This is a genomic window from Paenibacillus sp. J23TS9 (assembly GCF_018403225.1).
Taxonomy (GTDB): Bacteria; Bacillota; Bacilli; order Paenibacillales; family Paenibacillaceae; genus Paenibacillus_AQ.
In genome coordinates this window covers 73,852-92,405 of the sequence record NZ_BOSG01000005.1, presented here as the reverse complement: position 1 = coordinate 92,405, position 18,554 = coordinate 73,852, and the positions used below count along the sequence as shown (strand labels likewise).

The following is an 18,554-nucleotide window of genomic DNA, read 5'->3' as shown; positions in this document are numbered from 1 at the left end:
CCTTCTAACGTAGAAACAAATTGCCCAGCCGATGCTTCACCGAATCGTTCTCTGCCGGCAGACCGCTGCGGTTAACCGCCCTCTCGACATTGCCATGATGAAGCATGTATCCATCCCTGAAATAATCCTCCGTCACAATGAAGCATCCTCCTTCAAAGGTAGAACCGCTAGACGTGTACTCACCATGACCGGTTGTTAACCTGAAGTGCGAGGTCTCCGCATCCGCCGCCTGACTGACGATATCGGACAGCCTCCATTCCACATGGCCGCTTTCCTTTTCGGTTGTAAAAAAGCATTTTACGCGGTTGGTTCCCCTGAAACGTGCCCCGGAGCGTAATTCGACCCTCTGATTCAGAGCTCCGCAAAGCGAAATACCGGTGTTTTCCATCCTTCCTCCCTGGAAGCTGAACACGCTGCCTTCCATTCGAATGGGCTCCGCATCCTGTGCACCGTATAAACGGCAGTCACGGAAGTATAATCCCCCCGCCGCACTCCAGCGGAGATCGTCCAGCCCATGAAAATCGCAGTTGTGGAAAAAAATATCCTGCAGCACCGGCTCCCGGTTCAGACTTTGGCCCTTCACCAGCTTGAATGTACAGTTTTCCACCACATTGGGACGACCCGAACGACTCGCAGCCTGAAAGAATGCCAGCGTGTTTTCCGCTGTACAGTTCTTCATCTGCACGCCGTCCGTATTGACCCAGATTGAGCCGGAATCAGGAATGCCTTTCTGTTCAAAGATATGTACATCCTCCAGCGTGATGTCGGTTACTTTACGAAAAGAGATAAATCGGCTGCCAACATGCTTTTTGACCGTGATCCGTTTCGCGCTTTCTCCCCAGATCGGCCCACTGTTTCCAAAAGACAGCAGGCCCGAATTTCCGGTGAAAACCAGGTCATGATCGTACTGACCATGCGTGACGAAGGTGCCGTGCTCATCGCCGTCACCGTGGCAGTTCTCCACCTGACAATACGCAGAACCTGTAAAGTCATTCAAATGGCGGGCATTGCTGGTATGGCAGTCACGGACATGACCATAGAGACAATAAATTTGCTGCGTCATATAGCCGGTGCCGCCAATGACCACCTCGGTCGGATTGGTCAATCGGCATCTTTCAGTTACAAAATGCGTACAATGTCTGCGCATAATAACCGGCCAAAAGGTGCGGAATGCTTCAATTGCTGAAACGTTGCATTCCACGGCATATTCATATACCAGTGGATGCGAGCCGGTCATGTCGGTCACACCCGCTCCGTGGAACACCATGTTCTTCACATGGGCTCTCACAACAGGAGCTATCTTCCGATAAGTGATGCTGCGCCCCTTCCGGATCAACCAGCCGTTTTTATAGTTAAAACGCACATGCTTCGCGTCCATGATTTCCGTGACCCTAATCAGCTTGTCGAGCTCACGCTCGGTGCTGCCCCCGCCTTCAGCCTTGCTCACCTGAGCCGTCCACCACTCCCCGATGGCAAAGACCGAAGAGTCCTCAACTTCGTAAACCTCGGACATCTCCGCAGCGTCCTCTGTCAATATTACAATCTGCTCCTCGCCTGACGGCCTGCCGCGGAACTGGAATACAGCCGCAAACGGATCATTCGGCGGTCCCTCTTCTATACCGTCGGTGTAGACGGAAAAACCGTTAAAATCCAGCTCAATGTGGCTCCGATGTAATCGGTGCCGCTTGTTAAACCTCAGATCCGAGCTCGCCTCAACCCGATACACGGATGGATCTGCAATCCAAGCCTCCAATGCCTCATCCGCAGGGCGGTCCGCATCAAAAATTCCGAAGTACCTGTAATCACCGACGCCGTTATGTACCATGATCCAGCGACCTATTCCGCCATCTGCCGGTGCATGCACCGTGCCGCCATTATCAGCGGCGGTGCTTTGGCCATCCCAGCGCATCATTTTGGCTCCGGGATCTCCTTCTTTATAGTAGCCTCCGACCCATACCGCAGCCCCCTGCTTCCGCTGCTCAGCTGGAATCAACATCAAAGATTCTATGTCTGGCACGGTGTACATCATGAATGTCCCTCCCTATGAAGCCTATATTGCCTTTTTAGTACAGATGGGGCCGGACTTAAATAATAAGCCGGCCCGTCTGTTCACTTTTTTCTATATAAATTAAACTGTGTTGTCCCCAGATCCTATCGATTATTCTCCGGTAAATGTAACGGTTTTGCCGGAAGCATTGGACACTTGTTCTGCATAGTAAGCAAAGATTTCGTTACCGCCATACTTGGTCATGAGCTCCTTGCGGTGTGCAGGCCACTTGGAAGCGTCCTTATCATCGAACAGGACAGACACCATCAATTCGTTCATTCGTTTGCGGAGTGCCGCCAAGTCCATGCCTTCCTTCACGACCACGCTTGTGCCGATAGAAGGAACGATTTTGTATCCTTCGATCGTTTTGACAATCTCCTTGTCGCGGTCGGTGATGCTTGGATCTTCAATTTCCAGTTCCAATGGTTTCGGATCAGGAACAGGCGTAAACCACTGGTATACGGACAGGAAGTTGCCGTTGTCCGTAACATCCTTCTTGAACGCCTCTTGATTGATTTTGATCTTGCTGCCATCACGAGTATAGTCTGTACCGTCCTGTCCGTAGTGCGTCAGCAAGTAGCCCTCTTCACCAGCCAGCCAGTCGAGGATCTCAACGGATTTTTTGATCTTATCATCTGAAGATTGCGAGCTGAGCAGGAACGGGTTGCCTGGAACAGTCTCAATCCAGGTTCCGGTTTCCGCGAACGGATGGAATGGCTGCCAATCCGCCTTGTCATTACCTGTAATTTGTTTCGTTTTCAGCTGCAGACCTTCCGGATTGTTATCGAATGCCAGATTTTTGCCCATGCCGAGAATGATACCTGCTTTACCCTGCTCTGCTTTCTCAAGCTGCTGTCCATTTTTCGCGAGCAGCCAGTCAGGATCGACAACACCCATAGCCATTACTTTTTTTACGTCATCCAATACCTGCTCAACGCGCGGATCGGTACGTGTATCGATAAATTTGTCGCCTTCTACGATGAAGTCGCCGATGAGCCCGTTTTTCACGAATTCAGGGAAATCCATCGACATGTTAGTGCCGCCGCCATACGTGGTGAAGCCATAGGTATCCTTTTTACCGTTGCCGTCCGGATCTTGCTCTGTAAAAGCCTTCATGGCTGCGATCATTTCATCATAGTTGGTAGGCATCTTCAAGCCCAGCTTATCCAGCCAGTCCTTGCGGATGTAATAAGAACGGTAGATGTCTTTGGCATATGGAATTGGAGCACGGGCGAATTTACCCTGCACCTGGTACATATTCAAGTCTTTCTCAGTCATCCAGTACTTGAAGTAGTTAGGCATCGTTTGTGGAGTCACCAGGTCTTTAATTTCGCGCGCTACCCCGTCCTTGATGTACTGGTTGGAAGAAACGCCATCAGAGTAAAACACATCCGGTGTATCGCCGGAGGAAATAAGCGAGTTGAGCTTGTTTTGGAAATCGGCGCCAAACGGCATATAGTCGACCGTCAGATCCACATTAAACTTCTCATCAATGGCTTTCTTCACAAAATCCTTATCTTTCGCTGGAAGCTGGGCGTCAGCCGATGCGACAATAAACCATTTCAGAGTCATTTTTCCGCTGTCTTTATCTTTTCCAGCATCTCCGCTTGAAGCCTTGTCGCTTCCCGCATCACCACCAGCCGTTTCCTTCTTGTCGCCGCAGGCGGATAAAATCAGCATCATGACCATGAGTACAATAAATCCGGTTCGTTTCATTTATTTACCTCCCCTTATTCTTACAGTCAACAGTAATCGGTTATTGCCATGTTTCAGACTGACTCGCTGCTGATTGTTGTACGTTCCGGCCAGAGCATCCTTCCCTCAAGGCCCAGCGGCACCCCCCTCTATGTAATCTGGCCGTTTGAAGCAGCCACAACCTCTGAGCAGCATAGAGGTCAACCCTTGACGGCGCCGATCAGCATCCCTTTGATAAAATACTTTTGAAGGAACGGGTACACAATCATCACCGGCACAATAGCGACTACGACGGTGGCCATCTTGATCGACTCAGGCGGGAGCGCACTCAGCTGCGTTTGCGGTACGGCCAGCTCCTGGCTGACGCTTGGCGTGATAATCATATTCCGCAGCACCACCTGAAGCGGATACAGACTGCGGTCGTTAAGGTACATAATTCCCGGGAAATAAGCGTTCCAGTGTGTTACGCCGTAGAAGAGACCCAGCGTTGCCATAATGGGCATGGACAGCGGAAGGACGATCTTAACGAGTGTGGCCAGATCTCCGCAGCCATCCACTTTCGCAGCTTCCTCCACCTCCTGGGGAAGACTTTCGAAATAGGTTTTCATGATGAGCATATTAAACGTGGATACCAGACCTGGAATAATAAGTGCCCAGATCGTGTTCATCAGCCCTGTCATTTTTACCGTCAGAAACGTTGGAATCAGGCCGCCGGAGAACAGCATCGTAAAGACAATCCCCATCAGCACCACATTCCTTCCCGGCAGAAACTTTTTAGATAACGAGTAGGCTAGAAGTGTGGTAACCAACAAATTGAGCGCGGTACCAAGCACGGTGACCAGAACAGTAACTCCGAGAGCCTTCGGCACAACACCACTCGTAAAAATGACCTTGAATGCATCCAACGTGAATTTATGCGGCACCAGCAGAAAACCACCGTTGCGAAGCACCTCGGTATAAGGTGTAAAAGAAACAATCACCACATAGTAGAGCGGAAATAGCGTTAATAGACCGAACAGCGCGAGTATGGAGTAAATGCCGCCGTCCACAATACGGTCAGACCATGATCTTTTGAATAAAACAGGCATGTTCGTTCACCTCCATGGCTACCAGATCCCCGAGCCGCCCAGTTTCTTGGCGATTTTGTTCGCCCCGAGCACCAGTACCAGACCAATCATAGATTTAAAGACCCCGACTGCCGCCGGAACACTAAATTGCATTTGCTCAATGCCTCTGCGGAATATCCAAGTATCCAGAATGTCACCGACATCGTATACGCGGACGTTCAGGAAAATGTACACCTGCTCGAAGCCGGCATCCAGAATATGTCCCAGCCGAAGAATGAGCAAAAGCACAAACACATCGCGCACTCCTGGCAGTGTAACGTTCCATAATTGCCGCCAGCGGCCTGCGCCATCGATCGCGGACGCTTCGTACAGCTCCTGGTTGATATTCGCAAGTGCCGCCAGATAAATAATGGCTCCATAACCGGTACTTTTCCAGATTTCGGTCAAAATCAGCATCGGTCGGAATACGGAGGAATTGGTCAGTACATCAACCGATGTCCAACCCATATCCCGCATGAATGTCGTGATCAGACCCGAGCCAGGTGCAAAAAAGGCATATACCAAACCGTAAACGATGATCCAGGATAGAAAATGCGGTCCGTAGGTCAGTGTTTGAATCCACTTTTTAAACCATCGGACCCGTATTTCATTAAGCATCAATGCCAGAAGCAAGTCCGGCAGCATGTTGAAAATGATGCGGTAAACGCTGAGGAGAAGCGTATTTTTCATCAGGATAGGAAAATCAGGAGAGGAAAACACCGTCCGGAAATTGTCCAATCCTACCCAAGGGCTGCCAGTTACTCCTTTAAGGAGGTTATAATCCTGAAAGGCGACAACCAGTCCTAGCATGGGCACATACTGGTAAATCAGATAGTAGATAATGCCGGGAACCATAAAAAGGTAAAGCCAGCGGTAACGCCAGAAGCTCTTCCTGCCGGTTCTCTGCTTCAATCGCTTACCTGGTTTGACAGGCATAGCTGCAGTGGTGTCACTCATGTCTGCCACTCCTTTCTTCCGGTTTAATCGATACTCACGGTAACACCCATGGTAGGCCGGGGATTCTTGCTGATACGCATATAAAACTCAGGCAGATCATTAAACGCCAGCCGGTCGGTTATCAGTGATTGGATATCGATACGGTTTTCATCAATCATTCGTAAAAAGTCCTCAATATTCCGGCCTTCTGTCCAGCGGACATAACCGATTGGATAATCAAAACCGGCCCGCTCATAGTCCTTGTCATAACGCCCTGGTCCGCCGGCACGGGAAATATGTACGCTTGCTTCCTTGCTAAAGAATAGATCACGGTCAAATTCGCAGCCGGTGTCGCCAACGATGACAACGCTTCCACGATCTCTTAGCCAATGCATCGCATTATCGATCAAGCTCTCGCCGCGCGTGCTTGCGCAAACCAGTACCGAATCCGCTCCTTTGCCGCCTGTCGTTTGTGCAAGCGCCTGCTTCATTTCCTCATCATTCGAGCATACCTGCGTAATTCCAGCTGCTGCAAGGATGTCACGCCGTTCTTTCAACGGCTCCATTGCAATGACACGATAATTAGACGCGTGAGCGATCCGGGCGATGATTTGTCCGAGAATACCAACACCGATAATCACAACCGTTTCACCAAATTGCAGGTTGGCCTGCCTCAGCGCGTGTATACAAATCGCCCCGATTCCCGAAAATGCTGCCTCCTCAGCAGATACTCCATCCGGCACAAGCGCGGTAAGATGCTTGGGTGATATCATAATTTCCCGGTGCGCCGGTGTGCCATAGCATGCAACCCGTTGTCCCGGCTTCACATGGGTAACCCCTTCTCCGACTTCCAATACGATACCGGTTGCACTGTATCCGAGAAATGCTTCCGGATTCGTCCGGATCATGAGCAGTTCCGTACCAATGCTGACAGAAGAATAATCAATTCGAACTTTGACATGTTGGGGTTTAACCTCCGGTTCGGAAAGCTCTGCAATAACTGCTGCCCCGTTCAGGCTTTTAATCGCTCTCATAGGCGCCTCCTGATTTATATCTGATTAATGACCAGAACAAAATTATAACCAATAACAATTTTGATGTATTTCTGATGTACCGATTATACACAGTCATTTTTTGGAGTGTCAACACTAAATCAGAAAATAAACCGGAATAAAATATTGTCGGAAACTCTTGACTTGCAAGCGGTTACATTATATAAAATGAAATACCCCACGCCTAGAGGCTTGGGGCTTCCGAATTCATAACCGCTTATACTGCCTGATGAAGACGAATCTCTACGATTGTTTAACAACAGGCATTGTCTGTTCTCCTATTTCGGACTGAACGGCTAAATTTTCAAGCTTTTCATACAGTACATTTACATCAATCATTCCCGACCAATATTCCTTTAAGAACCTGCTGAACATTCTCAGTGTCTGCATTTGCAGGCCAATTTCTTTGTGATAAGCATAAGACGGAAGCATCTCACGGAACATGGAATACCTTGATGGACGGTTGAGTCCCCCCTGATTTCCTGTCGCTTCTGCCGCTTCCTTCCGGGCCGGGATACTGATCGTTTTATCCCGGATCATCATCTGCGCATCTGCGGAGGATAGGAACTCCATAAATCGGCTGGCCGCTTCCTTGGAAGGTGAATGATGAACCAGCGCAGTACCAATCGACAGCATCAGCGTTTTTTGCGGGTCCCCTCTATGCAGACTCGGAAGCGGACAAATATCGTACTCCAGATTCATATGCGCGAATTCGTTCAGGTTAAAATAGGTCGCCAGAATGGTCGACACCTGCCCCTCCGCAAAAAGACGGATCGTCTCATCATTTCCCTGCGCCCAATAGTTGGGGAAAATCAGACGGTTGTTGATGAGCTCGTTGAGCTTATCCAAGCCTTCCAGCATATTGAGTCTGCTGCTTCCGTCCGGCAGCTCCTTCCTTCCCTTTCCCCCCTGCAGCAGAAATATGGAATAACGGTTCTCTGAAGCCGGCAAGAAGTAAATGCCGTGCCGGCCGCGGCTTTTCGCCAGTTGCGAGGTTGCATCAATAAGATCATCCCAGCTCCAGTAGCTGTCCGGTTCAGGAATATCGGCATCCCGGAAATGCTGCTTGTTATAGCAGAGCACCACGGGTGAAAACGATACTGGCCGCGCATATACTTTATCTTCAATGCGAAATGCTGATTCCGTGATCGGATAAATAGCCTTATCAGATCCAAGCTCCTCTAGCAGCGGTGTAAGTCCAAGCTCATTCCATTCCTGAAACTGCGAGCTGTTAAAGGCTACCACATCCAGCAGTCCGTTCTGCATCATTTCTTCCGCGGACCGCACATAGCCCAAAGGGTTCAGGGTAATCCTTCTTACATGAATGCCCGGATTCCGCCGGCTGAATTCTGCAATCAAATCGTCAATCATAAAGTCACTGGTCAGGGAAAGAGGACAACCATAATTAATGGTGACAGATTCCCTGGAATGCGGAGTAACCATACTGCCGACCCGATCGATCTTGACAATCAGCCCCTCCTCCACCAGCTGATCCAGCCCTTTACGAATCGATTTATTGCTGAGCTGATACTGCCTGGCGAGCGCACTTTCCGAGGGAAGATAGGTTCCTTCCTGTCTAATTCCGTTTAAAATATCTGTACGTATCACGCTCACGAAATGGTCAAGCCGTTCATGAAACGTGGGTCGATCTGATTTATAACTCATGTATATTTCTCCTACTTATATATTAAATGGACATCAGTTTTATTTTAAATGATTTACATCAATTGTCAACTTTTGTAGAGGACCTTCTCATGGTTTCTTCCAATTACACGAGGCAGCTAAAAAAGAAAAATGGCGACACAGGTATCGCATCCCGCATCACCATCTTTCTGGCAGCCTCATCTACCGAATATACAATCATTCATGTATCTCTGCTGGTGCTTCCTGCTCCTCAACTTCAATCTTCTCCGCTTCAATCTGGATAATGCGGGGCCCTTCCATATGAAGAACGGTGAAGATCCAGTCATCGGACTGAAGCCGATCTCCTTTTTGCAGATCATATTTCTCTGAGAGCATCCATCCTCCGATCGTATATACCTCATCTCCAGCCGGTATATGCGTCTTCAGCTTCCGGTTAATATCATGAATCAGCACTTGCGGCTCAAGCAGATAACGGTCTTCTCCTGTTGTGGTAATCCGTTCTGCCGCAGCATCGGACACGGCATCCGGTGAAGACGCGGACGGGATGTCTCCGACAATTTCCTCCAGTATATCCTCCATGGTCACCAATCCGGATGTCCCACCATACTCATCCAGAAGCACGGCCATATGAATGCCTTTCTTCTGCATCTGGGTCAGCAGATCGCGTGCCTGTATCGTTTCAATCAATTGCAGGACTGGTTTAATGAAGGAGGTTATCTTCTCCTCCATGCTGCAGTTTTGGCGTATCACCTCATGCAGCAGCTCCTTCATATGCAGAATACCTGCCACCTGATCCTTGTCCCCGTTCATCATGACTGGAAGATAGCTGAATGTTTTCCCTTCAATCACCGCCATCACATCACTTACCTTGGCATCATGGGAAACATAATGGATCGACGTTCTTGGCACCATAATCTCCCGTGCATCCCGCTCATCAAAATCAAATACATTGTTCAGATATCGGTATTCCGTTGGTGTAATCTCTCCGCTCCGATAACCTTCGGAAAGGGCAAAGCGCAGCTCTGCCTCGCTTAGTGCCGCATCCTCCTCCGACAACATTTTAACGCCAAAAATACCTGTAATTAGACGCGAGGATCGGCTGAGCACCCAGTTGAAAGGGTACGTGATTTTATAGAAGATAATAATCGGACGGGCAAAAAATAGAGCCATCGGTTCGGCCATCTGGATTGCGATCGTCTTGGGTACCAGTTCTCCGACAACCACTTCGAAATACGTTAAAATCAAAAATGCAATAATAAACGATATAATACTTTCGACAGGGCCCGGGATATGCAAAAGCTCAAACAGCGGATGAAGCAGCCGCTCGACCGTGGACTCGCCCAGCCATCCAAGAGCCATGGATGTCAGTGTCGTGCCGAGCTGGCACGCAGACAGAAATTCATCCAGCTTGGAAATAATATGTTTGACGGCCTTGGCATTTTTGTTGCCTTCCGCAGCCAACTGGTTCATTCTCGACAGCCGGACCCGGATGACCGAATATTCGGAAGCGACAAAAAAAGCAGTCAACAGAATAAGTAAAACAACCATTATGATTTTCACAGTTTCCACATGTTATCCCGCTCCCGCTGCTGTAACAGGAACTGGGAGCACCTCCCTTGATCTGGTCTGAAAGTCAGAAGCCATATTCTATTTCAGTTATTACCCAATTTTCAGGAGGCTGCTTTTCCTTCCGCTTCACTTTATATTTTTAGATCTGGCAGCATCGTTACCGCAAATGCAAAAAGGAACGCTGCTTAAGCGCAGCGCCCCTTCATGACCATCCTCTTACTGTTCTTTGGTGCTGACCAGCTGATGCACCTTCAGCATGCCGTCAATCGTGACCAGCTTGTACTCCGATACAAAGCTCTTGTTCTTGACAGACCCATCCTGATAGCTGATGGTATAATTCTCCGAAGTTACAGCCTTGAAACTGCCGTCGCTATTTTTACTCAAACCCAGCAGCTCGAAGCTGTTCAGATACTCCGTAATGCCTTTCGCTTCGAGATGTGCGATGTAATTCTCCGATTCCTTGTAAGCCGGCCCCGCCGGGTCAATCAGATTAGCCACCTGGTCAAAGAGGCGGTTGTTCATCGCTTCAACCGATGTAGACAGATACTCATTCATAAACCAGAGCGTGCCGCTATAATCGAGTCCCTGCGCGCTGGCCGAGGCTGCTGCCGCTGCCGACTTCGGTGCCCAGGAAGACATATATACGCCCGGATCCTTGGATACCGTATCCTTGGTTCGTCCGCTTCCAAAGCCGTATGTATCTCGGATGGAATCCACATACCAGCCCTTCTTCTGGGCGTCAAACACCAGTACTACTTTCACTGCACGTGAGTTTTCTTCCAGCGAAGGCGTGTCCCCATCGTAGAAATGATCCTCCATCATCCGGATATTGGCGTTAAGCGAGCACTCCCAGTTTCCGTTGTCCTGATATAACCGCATCGAATCCAGGTCAAAAGTTGAGCCCATATATCTGCCCTGGTAATAGTTCCGGTATTCACGGTCCTGGACAATACGCTGCCGCACGCTTTCTTTGAGAGTATCTGTGGCTGCCTCCATCTTTTTCACATCACCGGAGGTATATGCAACAAGCTGCTGTTGATTATTTTTTGCCACCTGATCCATGATGCTCTCCTCGAATGCCTTGTCCGAGACCGGATTCACTTCGATGTAATCACTGCTGATTGGCACCTCCGCCGTTGTCACGGTGCCCCATGGAAATGTGGACTGAATGGACATTTTCATCGTGCCGTCTGTTGTAACCGGTCCAAATGTAGGCTGCTTATAAGGATTGATGGCGGTGTCTTTGCCATTAATCACAACGGTACCTGTCAGATCCTGAATCTCTCCAAGTCCCATGTCGACGGTCACATCTTCTCCATCAAGATGAAGTGAGGACGTGTACCCCGCGTTCTGATCCAGCAGATTCATATCCTCGGAACGCACGAGATCCACCAAGTCCGTTTTCAACTTTGCGGTAAGCGTATATTTCCCCGGCAGATAAGGGCCATATTTATGCTCATAATCCGGCTTGTCGGCTGCGCCAACCTGCTGTTCACCAACATACAATGCCGTATCCTTATAATTGGTTTCCAGCGTGACATATACCGGTTCAACCACCAGGCGGTAATGATTATAAACCAGCAGCTTCTTCCCTTTCTTCTCGAGGTGAATCAACCCTTTATACGTAGCGGAATCCGAACCGCTGTCCTTGCTGCGGTCAAGCTCCTTGGCCTGTTCGTTCAAATCCTGAATCAGTCTTTTCTGCTCGTCCGGCTCGCTGTCCAGGTAACTCTTGAATGCCGCGAGTGTATTTTCATTAATGATCAGCCGCTGATCTCCCGAAACAAGCAGGGCTGCGGTTTTCTTCATATCTTTGTGGTTCAGTGCCGTTTCCAGCTTGCTGATCAAGCGCTCTTTACTTGTAAAATGCTCTCCCGTCTTGTATGCTGCCGTGCACAGAATGATGAGAGCGATCACGGACATAAGCCATATTTTCGCTTTAGGCGACATCCGCACAGGTGTGGCGGCAGTGCCAGGCGTGGACAGGTCCGCAGAACGGGCTACCGGCTCCATCTGTCCGATCCGGCTTCCGCACTCCCGGCAAAATTTACTTTGCTCCGGCAGCTGCGATCCGCATTGTTTACAAAAAGCCATGCTGCTTCAACCTCCGCTTGTATATTGGGTATGCTGCTTAGAAGAACGGCGATAGGCTGCTGTTCATCAGATAATCAATCGAGCTGAGCAGCAATTTCCCCATGATGTACAGCGTAAGGAATGTTAGCACATAGGTTAAAATCGTACCGTATACCGTATCAAGTCCGGTGCGATTCTCCTTAGTATAGCTGCTGATTACAAGTGCAGGTACCGTGAATAGAGACCCGATAAAACCGATCAACAGAAAATAGACAAAAATTTTGGCATCGAGCAGTGTCAGTACGAAAGAAAGCAAAAAGCTGCATGTGAACGGCACCAGCAATGCTCCGAATCTTCCGGCTACATCCTGATAGCTGGCGTTCACCTTGGAAAATTTCACGGCCAGAAAGGTATAGGTTACAAGAAGCATCATAAACACCACATATCCGACAAATGGCTTAAGAACGATTGTCAGAAAAGCGCCTCTTCCGATAAATTCGGCATAGTCATGAAATCCCAGGTAAATCATCAGCGGAATGATCAGCGAGAAGATCATAATCGTAATTAATCCATTAACAAACTGTTCGCGGCCCGTATTTTGCGCATAGGCAAACGGCTTCTTCATCACATCAGCGAAATAGCTGAAATACAGCTTCGATACATGCTTCGCATTCTGCAGGTAAGCTTGTCCGGTAGACGGCTGCCCGGCAGATCCGGGAGCATGGCCTCCATACACGGGATATACCGGTCCTTCTGATGCCGGGGCAGACTCTGTCCGGGCGGATGCTTCGCCGTCGAGCAGCCTCGTCCCGCATTCCTCGCAAAAATTCCCGTAGTCATTGGCATGATGGCATTTCGGGCAAATCTTTTTCATTACATACTCTCCTGTCTGAATTAATTTCTACATCTTATGTACTATATAAAGCTTGTTCCAGCCCCATTACAGAACCTTTGGTTCTACATCTCAAGGCCTATATTTTGTGTGATTAATTATCTTTCAAGTTTTTTGTTTTGGCAACCATTTTTTTCTAATGCTCCATTAATTTGTGGGGTATGCGAAAAAGCCTGCATGACGATTTCGATCGTCATGCAGGCTTGATGTGAGTCATGATATGTTTTTAGAAAATCTGTCGCTGAAAATCAGCAATCGCTTTGTATTCCTCTTCCAGCTTGCGCGATATTCGAATAAAGATCGGCAGCAGCTGATGGTAAATACGTGCATTTGCCTTTACTGGCTTATGCTGGTGAGTAGATCCAACCATGCCGGACACGATTTGCAATGAATCTGTCTTGCCAAGGGCGTACAGCCCAAGGACCACCGCTCCCAGACAGGAGCTTTCATAGCTTTCCGGCACGATCACTTCCTGATCGAAAATATCGGCCATCATCTGACGCCACAGCGGAGAGCGCGAGAAACCGCCTGTTGCATGAATCTTGGTAGGACGGCCTATGATTTCTTCCATCGCCAGAAGAACCGTATACATATTAAAAATGACGCCTTCCAGAACGGAGCGGATCATATGCTCCTTGCGGTGATGCATCGTGAGGCCGAAGAAGGAACCGCGTGCATCCGGATTCCACAGTGGAGCCCGTTCCCCGGTCAGATAGGGATGGAAGAGCAGTCCATCGGAGCCCGGGCTCACCTGCTCTGCGATCCGGGTCAACAGGTCATAGGAATCCAGGCCAAGACGCTTCGCCGTCTCCACTTCAGATGCAGCAAACTCATCTCGTACCCACTGGAATAACATGCCTCCGTTATTGACCGGTCCGCCGATCACCCACATCTTGTCCGTCAAGGCATAGCAGAAGATGCGTCCTTTGGGATCCGTCACGGGGCGGTCTACTACGGTGCGAATTGCACCGCTGGTCCCGATGGTTGCAGCGACCACACCCGGTTCAATAGCATTCACACCCAGATTGGACAGCACCCCGTCACTGGCTCCGACAACAAAAGGAGTAGAGGCCAGAAGCCCCATCTCTTCAGCAAATACAGGGTTCAGTCCTGTTACCGAATGCGTGGTAGGAACCGGTTCAGATAGCTTATCTGGCCCGATGCCGGCAACCTTTAGCGCTTCCTCATCCCATCTCAGCTGCTCCAGATTAAACATACCGGTTGAGGATGCAATCGAATAATCGATAATGTACTGATTAAACAGCTTCGCGAAAACGTACTCCTTGATGGAAATGAACTTGCCCGCCTTGCCGAAGATTTCCGGTTTCTCATGACGCAGCCACAACAGTTTTGTCAAAGGTGACATCGGATGAATCGGCGTTCCTGTTCGCAGATAGATCTCATGCCCGTTCAGATCCTTCTTCAACTTCTCCGACCACTCGGCGCTGCGGTTGTCTGCCCAGGTAATGCAGTTCATCAGCGGCTTACCATCCGGATCGACCGGAATGACGCTGTGCATCGCCGAACTAAAGGAAACGAACATGATCTGTTCAGGGCTTGTCCCGCTTTTCTCCATGGCCTGCTTTACCGAATGTATGACTGCGGTAAAGATCTGATCTGGATCCTGTTCGGCAATCGACGAAGTGGGGGTATGAAGGGGATATCCTTCACTGCCCTTGGCCACGACCTTTCCATTCTCTTCGAACAAAACGGCTTTTGTACTTGTCGTTCCGATATCGATGCCGATCATCATTTTACTGCTCATGTTTCAACCTTCTTTCTTCATTACTAAAACTTTAGGATCCCACAGTATCCCTATCTGGCTATACAAACAGGCTGATTGCCATGATGATAGCAAGTCCCACAACCGACAGCAGCGTTTCCATGACAGTCCATGATTTCAGCGTCTGCGGAACGGACATATTGAAAAACTCCTTTACCATCCAGAAACCGGCGTCATTGACATGCGACAGAACAATGGAACCTGCGCCTGTTGCCAGAACGACCAATTCAACATTTGCGCCGGGATTCAGCGCGAGTACCGGAGCTACAATGCCTGCTGCCGTTGTCATAGCGACTGTAGCAGAGCCGGTTGCGACACGGATGAGCGCAGCCACAAACCATGCGAACAAAATAATATTTACATGCGCGGAGGTTGCAATCTGTGCTATGGCATCACCTACACCGCTATTAATGAGCACCTGCTTGAATGCTCCGCCGCCACCGATGATCAAAATGATCGTTGCTGTCGGAGCAAGACATTCACTCGTAAACTTGGAGACTTGATCCTTTGTAAATCCGCGTGAAAAACCAAGCGAGAAAAAGGAGAAAACGACGGCAATCAGTAGTGCAATAACCTCATGTCCGATAAATTCGGAGAAAACCGTGATCCCTCGAACACCCTCGGGATCAATGATTTTGGCGATCGAACCGATTAACATCAGGATAACCGGAAGCAAAATCGTAAACAACGTAATCCCGAAGCCCGGCAGCTTGCGTGTACTGGTTGCCGAGAACTGGTCGGCTAGCTGTGCAGGCGGTTCGACCTGAATCCGTTTGCCGATCCATTTGCCGAACAATGGTCCCGCCACGATGGCAGCAGGTAGTCCCACAATCAGGGAATATAGGATTGTTTTACCCAAATCTGCCTTATAAGCATCAATCGCGATCATTGGCGCCGGATGCGGGGGAACCAAGCCGTGCACGGTAGACAAGCCAGCCAAAATCGGAATGCCGATCTGGAGAAGAGACATCTTTGTTTTGCGCGCCACGGTAAAAATAATAGGAATCAACAAAATAACGCCCACTTCAAAAAATACGGGAATGCCGACGATAAAACCGACGATCATCATAGCCCAGTGAACCCGTTTTTCGCCGAAGCGGTCCACGAGGGTTGTAGCGATTTGCTCCGCGCCACCGGATTCGGCCATCATTTTGCCGAGCATCGTACCGAGAGCAATAACGATGGCAATGGTGCCCAGCGTTCCACCCAGGCCTTTGGTCACCGAGTCAACAATATCAAGCGGTTTCATGCCAGTCAAAAAACCGAGAATCAAAGCTGACAACAGCAGTGTAACAAACGGATTCCATTTGAATTTAGCGATAAATACAATCAGAAATACAATTGCTATCAGAGTCCAAATGAGAAGCGTCCAATTGTGGCTCATGCCGAATATACTGGACATCTAAATTTCCTCCCTTATTCTTTGTCTGGTTTAATTATGAATATCATACCCATTTATCCAGCATTTGATTTTTCGTGGTATACTTGTCGACAACTTCAAGCTGCATGTTCCCTTGAACATGCGCTGCAGGCAGCATTATTGACTGGAGATACTGCTATGAAGCGTTTTCCTAGAGTCAGCAAAATAATCCTGAACGACCTGCTTCACCACATCTCTATTCCGGGATTCCAGTCCCTTCATAATCGTACGGTGTTTATCAATAACCGTATGCAGCTTTTTTTCGCCTTTGGAAAAAACCTCTTCCGTCGTAATCAGCATCACGGTCATGACGATCGGGCGTATGCTTTTCCACAAATGCAAAATGCGGTTATGATCAACTGCCATAATGATGGCTTCATGGAATGACAGATCCTGATATGAAAACTCTACAGCGTCATTATGCCTCATCGCCAGTTCCATTTTGTCGACAATCCGCCGAAGATTCTCGAGCAGCCCTTCGACATCCGTTTGGGTCAACCGCTGCTGAACAAAGCTTTCAATTAAAAATCGGACATCATACAGTTCTTCCACATCCGTAATATTCAGACCGATCACAACAGCCCCCATCCGTTCGAGACGGATCAGTCCTTCGCTGGAGAGCGTTTTTAACGCTTCCCGGACAGGGGACCTGCTCGTTCCGAACTCTGAAGCCACCCAGTTCTCCGATATGACCTCGCCGTGCTTAATCGTTCCATTTATTATTCGCAGCCTGAGTTCACAGGCAATCGTTTCTCCCAGAGACGCATTTTGCAACCAGGCTGAAGGATACTGCAACATGACTCAACTCTCCTATTTGAAGATTTTGCAAAAACACCAAATAGCAGCTTGTCTTCAGCAGTAGATAGATCGAAACGAGTTCATTCGTCTATGTAATGCAGCCGGAGCGGCTAATAATCGAATTTTGCAAATCCTGTTTTATAATAGGATTTTATCATATCGATGCAATGACATACCAACATCCCGGAAAAAGTTTAAGTCCTCCAATCATTCATGGCTGCATGCAGGTATACTTGTCGACAACTTTCGGACTTCATTATTTTAAATCAGAACCTGCCATCTGTAAATATACGCTTTGTAAGCGCTGCACAGCAATAATTACCAGCCCCCCTCACCGTTTCCCTGCAGCCTTTTTTCTTTTATACCGCCTTTCGGGAGATAACATGTTTCCGGCGAGGAGTAATATATAATGGGATATACTGGATTTTAATAGTCTGGAGACACTCAATAAATTTTTTTCGAAAAAGAAAAACACCCGCAAGATACAGTCAATTCCATGGAATTAATGAAACAAATTGGAATTTTAAGCGTCTGAATAAAAGAACACTACAGTAAAAATTTCCCTCAAAGGAGATCAATGAAATGAAAAAACATATTTCCGCCATGCTATTGAGCCTATTATTAAGTGTGGCTGTATTTGCCTCCTTCGCCGGAGCCTCTGCGGCGCCCGCAACCGCAAAAAGTAAAGCCAACCCGATCAAGGCCCCTGTCGGTGAACTGCGCGCTGACCAGCTGATGTTTGGATATACAGATCAAACGGGTAAACAAATCCTCGGACTCATCGGAGATCCCGGCAAAAGCCATCCAAGTCCTAAAACGCTCACCTCTGTGCTGTATGCTCCCGGGAAGCAGTTTAACGTGAGTTACTTGAAGCATCAAAAAATGTCCAGCAAAAGTGACGGCAGACAAAACGCCAACAATTTTAAAAACGATGAAGGCGAGCTGTTTAAGCTGACCTACGCGTCAAACAAGCTCAACAGCAATGACAGTGTTCTTCTCGCTGCAAAAAACGCATTCCAGGGTCATACCTTCCTGGCTCTTAAGTCGGTCCAAAAAGGCAAGTTCAGCCAAAAAACAATCCAGGCTATCGAAAAAACGAAAAACCGCAAGGTTGCCAGTCAAGGCCTGATCGCTACGACCACCTCCGGTATCCAGATCGGTCTCGTGAAATTTGTGAAAGGAAGCGGCAAACCGCTCGCCAGCCTCGTGCTTGTCGATAAAGGTGGAATGGTATTCGAGGACTTCGTTGGAAACAATGATTCGCAGTCGACATGGCGTGTGGATGACGGCGGCCAAATTAGCGCGGATGATTTCAATCTGCTGTTCGTATCATACAGTAAGGCCGGTTATGCACTCGGTGTGGAATGGTACGGTGCAGAAGGCAGTAACCTGACCGTTATCCAGCAAAAGGGCGCAAAGTTCCGGGTTGTACAGGAAAACGGCCGCTATATGGCGCCATAATCTGCAGCATCGGTTTCTGCAAAATGATAAAAAGGATAGGGTCCGGATTCCTTCCGGCTCTATCCTTTTTTACATGTT

The 18,554-nt window shown here is 48.7% G+C and carries 13 protein-coding genes; 1 reads left to right on the top strand and 12 read right to left on the bottom strand.

Annotation, left to right across the window (positions count from 1 at the left end; genetic code table 11):
* Positions 1–4 precede the first annotated feature (4 nt).
* The 12 genes from KJS65_RS24390 to KJS65_RS24335 all read right to left on the bottom strand — a co-directional run bounded on the left by KJS65_RS24390 (position 5) and on the right by KJS65_RS24335 (position 17,012).
* Positions 5–2,029, bottom strand: a complete 2,025-nt coding sequence (locus KJS65_RS24390; RefSeq protein WP_213652443.1) for a hypothetical protein — start codon at positions 2,027–2,029, stop codon at positions 5–7.
* Positions 2,030–2,158: 129 nt separating this feature from the next.
* A complete protein-coding gene (locus tag KJS65_RS24385) occupies positions 2,159–3,763 on the bottom strand; it encodes an extracellular solute-binding protein (protein ID WP_213652442.1) in 1,605 nt (534 codons plus the stop codon).
* Between the two features lie 179 nt (positions 3,764–3,942).
* Complete coding sequence (locus KJS65_RS24380) at positions 3,943–4,830, bottom strand: carbohydrate ABC transporter permease (RefSeq protein WP_213652441.1); 888 nt, start codon at positions 4,828–4,830, stop codon at positions 3,943–3,945.
* A gap of 18 nt (positions 4,831–4,848) precedes the next feature.
* Positions 4,849–5,805 carry an ABC transporter permease gene (locus KJS65_RS24375; RefSeq protein ID WP_213652440.1) on the bottom strand — a complete coding sequence of 319 codons (957 nt, stop codon included), beginning with the start codon at positions 5,803–5,805 and terminating at the stop codon, positions 4,849–4,851.
* A 23-nt stretch (positions 5,806–5,828) separates the two neighbouring features.
* Positions 5,829–6,818, bottom strand: a complete 990-nt coding sequence (locus KJS65_RS24370) for a zinc-dependent alcohol dehydrogenase (RefSeq protein ID WP_213652439.1) — start codon at positions 6,816–6,818, stop codon at positions 5,829–5,831.
* 261 nt (positions 6,819–7,079) lie between these two features.
* Complete coding sequence (locus KJS65_RS24365) at positions 7,080–8,501, bottom strand: extracellular solute-binding protein (RefSeq protein WP_213652438.1); 1,422 nt, start codon at positions 8,499–8,501, stop codon at positions 7,080–7,082.
* 195 nt (positions 8,502–8,696) lie between these two features.
* A complete protein-coding gene (locus KJS65_RS24360) occupies positions 8,697–10,049 on the bottom strand; it encodes a hemolysin family protein (protein WP_213652437.1) in 1,353 nt (450 codons plus the stop codon).
* Between the two features lie 216 nt (positions 10,050–10,265).
* Positions 10,266–12,143, bottom strand: a complete 1,878-nt coding sequence (locus KJS65_RS24355) for a zinc ribbon domain-containing protein (protein WP_213652436.1) — start codon at positions 12,141–12,143, stop codon at positions 10,266–10,268.
* A 37-nt stretch (positions 12,144–12,180) separates the two neighbouring features.
* On the bottom strand, positions 12,181–12,996 hold the full coding sequence (locus KJS65_RS24350) for a zinc ribbon domain-containing protein (protein WP_213652435.1): 816 nt from the start codon (positions 12,994–12,996) through the stop codon (positions 12,181–12,183).
* 244 nt (positions 12,997–13,240) lie between these two features.
* Positions 13,241–14,779 (bottom strand): gluconokinase, encoded by a 1,539-nt coding sequence (gene gntK / locus KJS65_RS24345; protein WP_213652434.1) that lies wholly within the window; start codon positions 14,777–14,779, stop codon positions 13,241–13,243.
* A gap of 58 nt (positions 14,780–14,837) precedes the next feature.
* Positions 14,838–16,199 carry a GntP family permease gene (locus KJS65_RS24340; protein WP_213652433.1) on the bottom strand — a complete coding sequence of 454 codons (1,362 nt, stop codon included), beginning with the start codon at positions 16,197–16,199 and terminating at the stop codon, positions 14,838–14,840.
* Between the two features lie 135 nt (positions 16,200–16,334).
* On the bottom strand, positions 16,335–17,012 hold the full coding sequence (locus KJS65_RS24335; protein WP_213652697.1) for a GntR family transcriptional regulator: 678 nt from the start codon (positions 17,010–17,012) through the stop codon (positions 16,335–16,337).
* Positions 17,013–17,597: 585 nt separating this feature from the next.
* Between KJS65_RS24335 and KJS65_RS24330 the strand changes: the two genes are divergently transcribed.
* Positions 17,598–18,476 (top strand): hypothetical protein, encoded by an 879-nt coding sequence (locus KJS65_RS24330; protein ID WP_213652432.1) that lies wholly within the window; start codon positions 17,598–17,600, stop codon positions 18,474–18,476.
* Positions 18,477–18,554 lie beyond the last annotated feature (78 nt).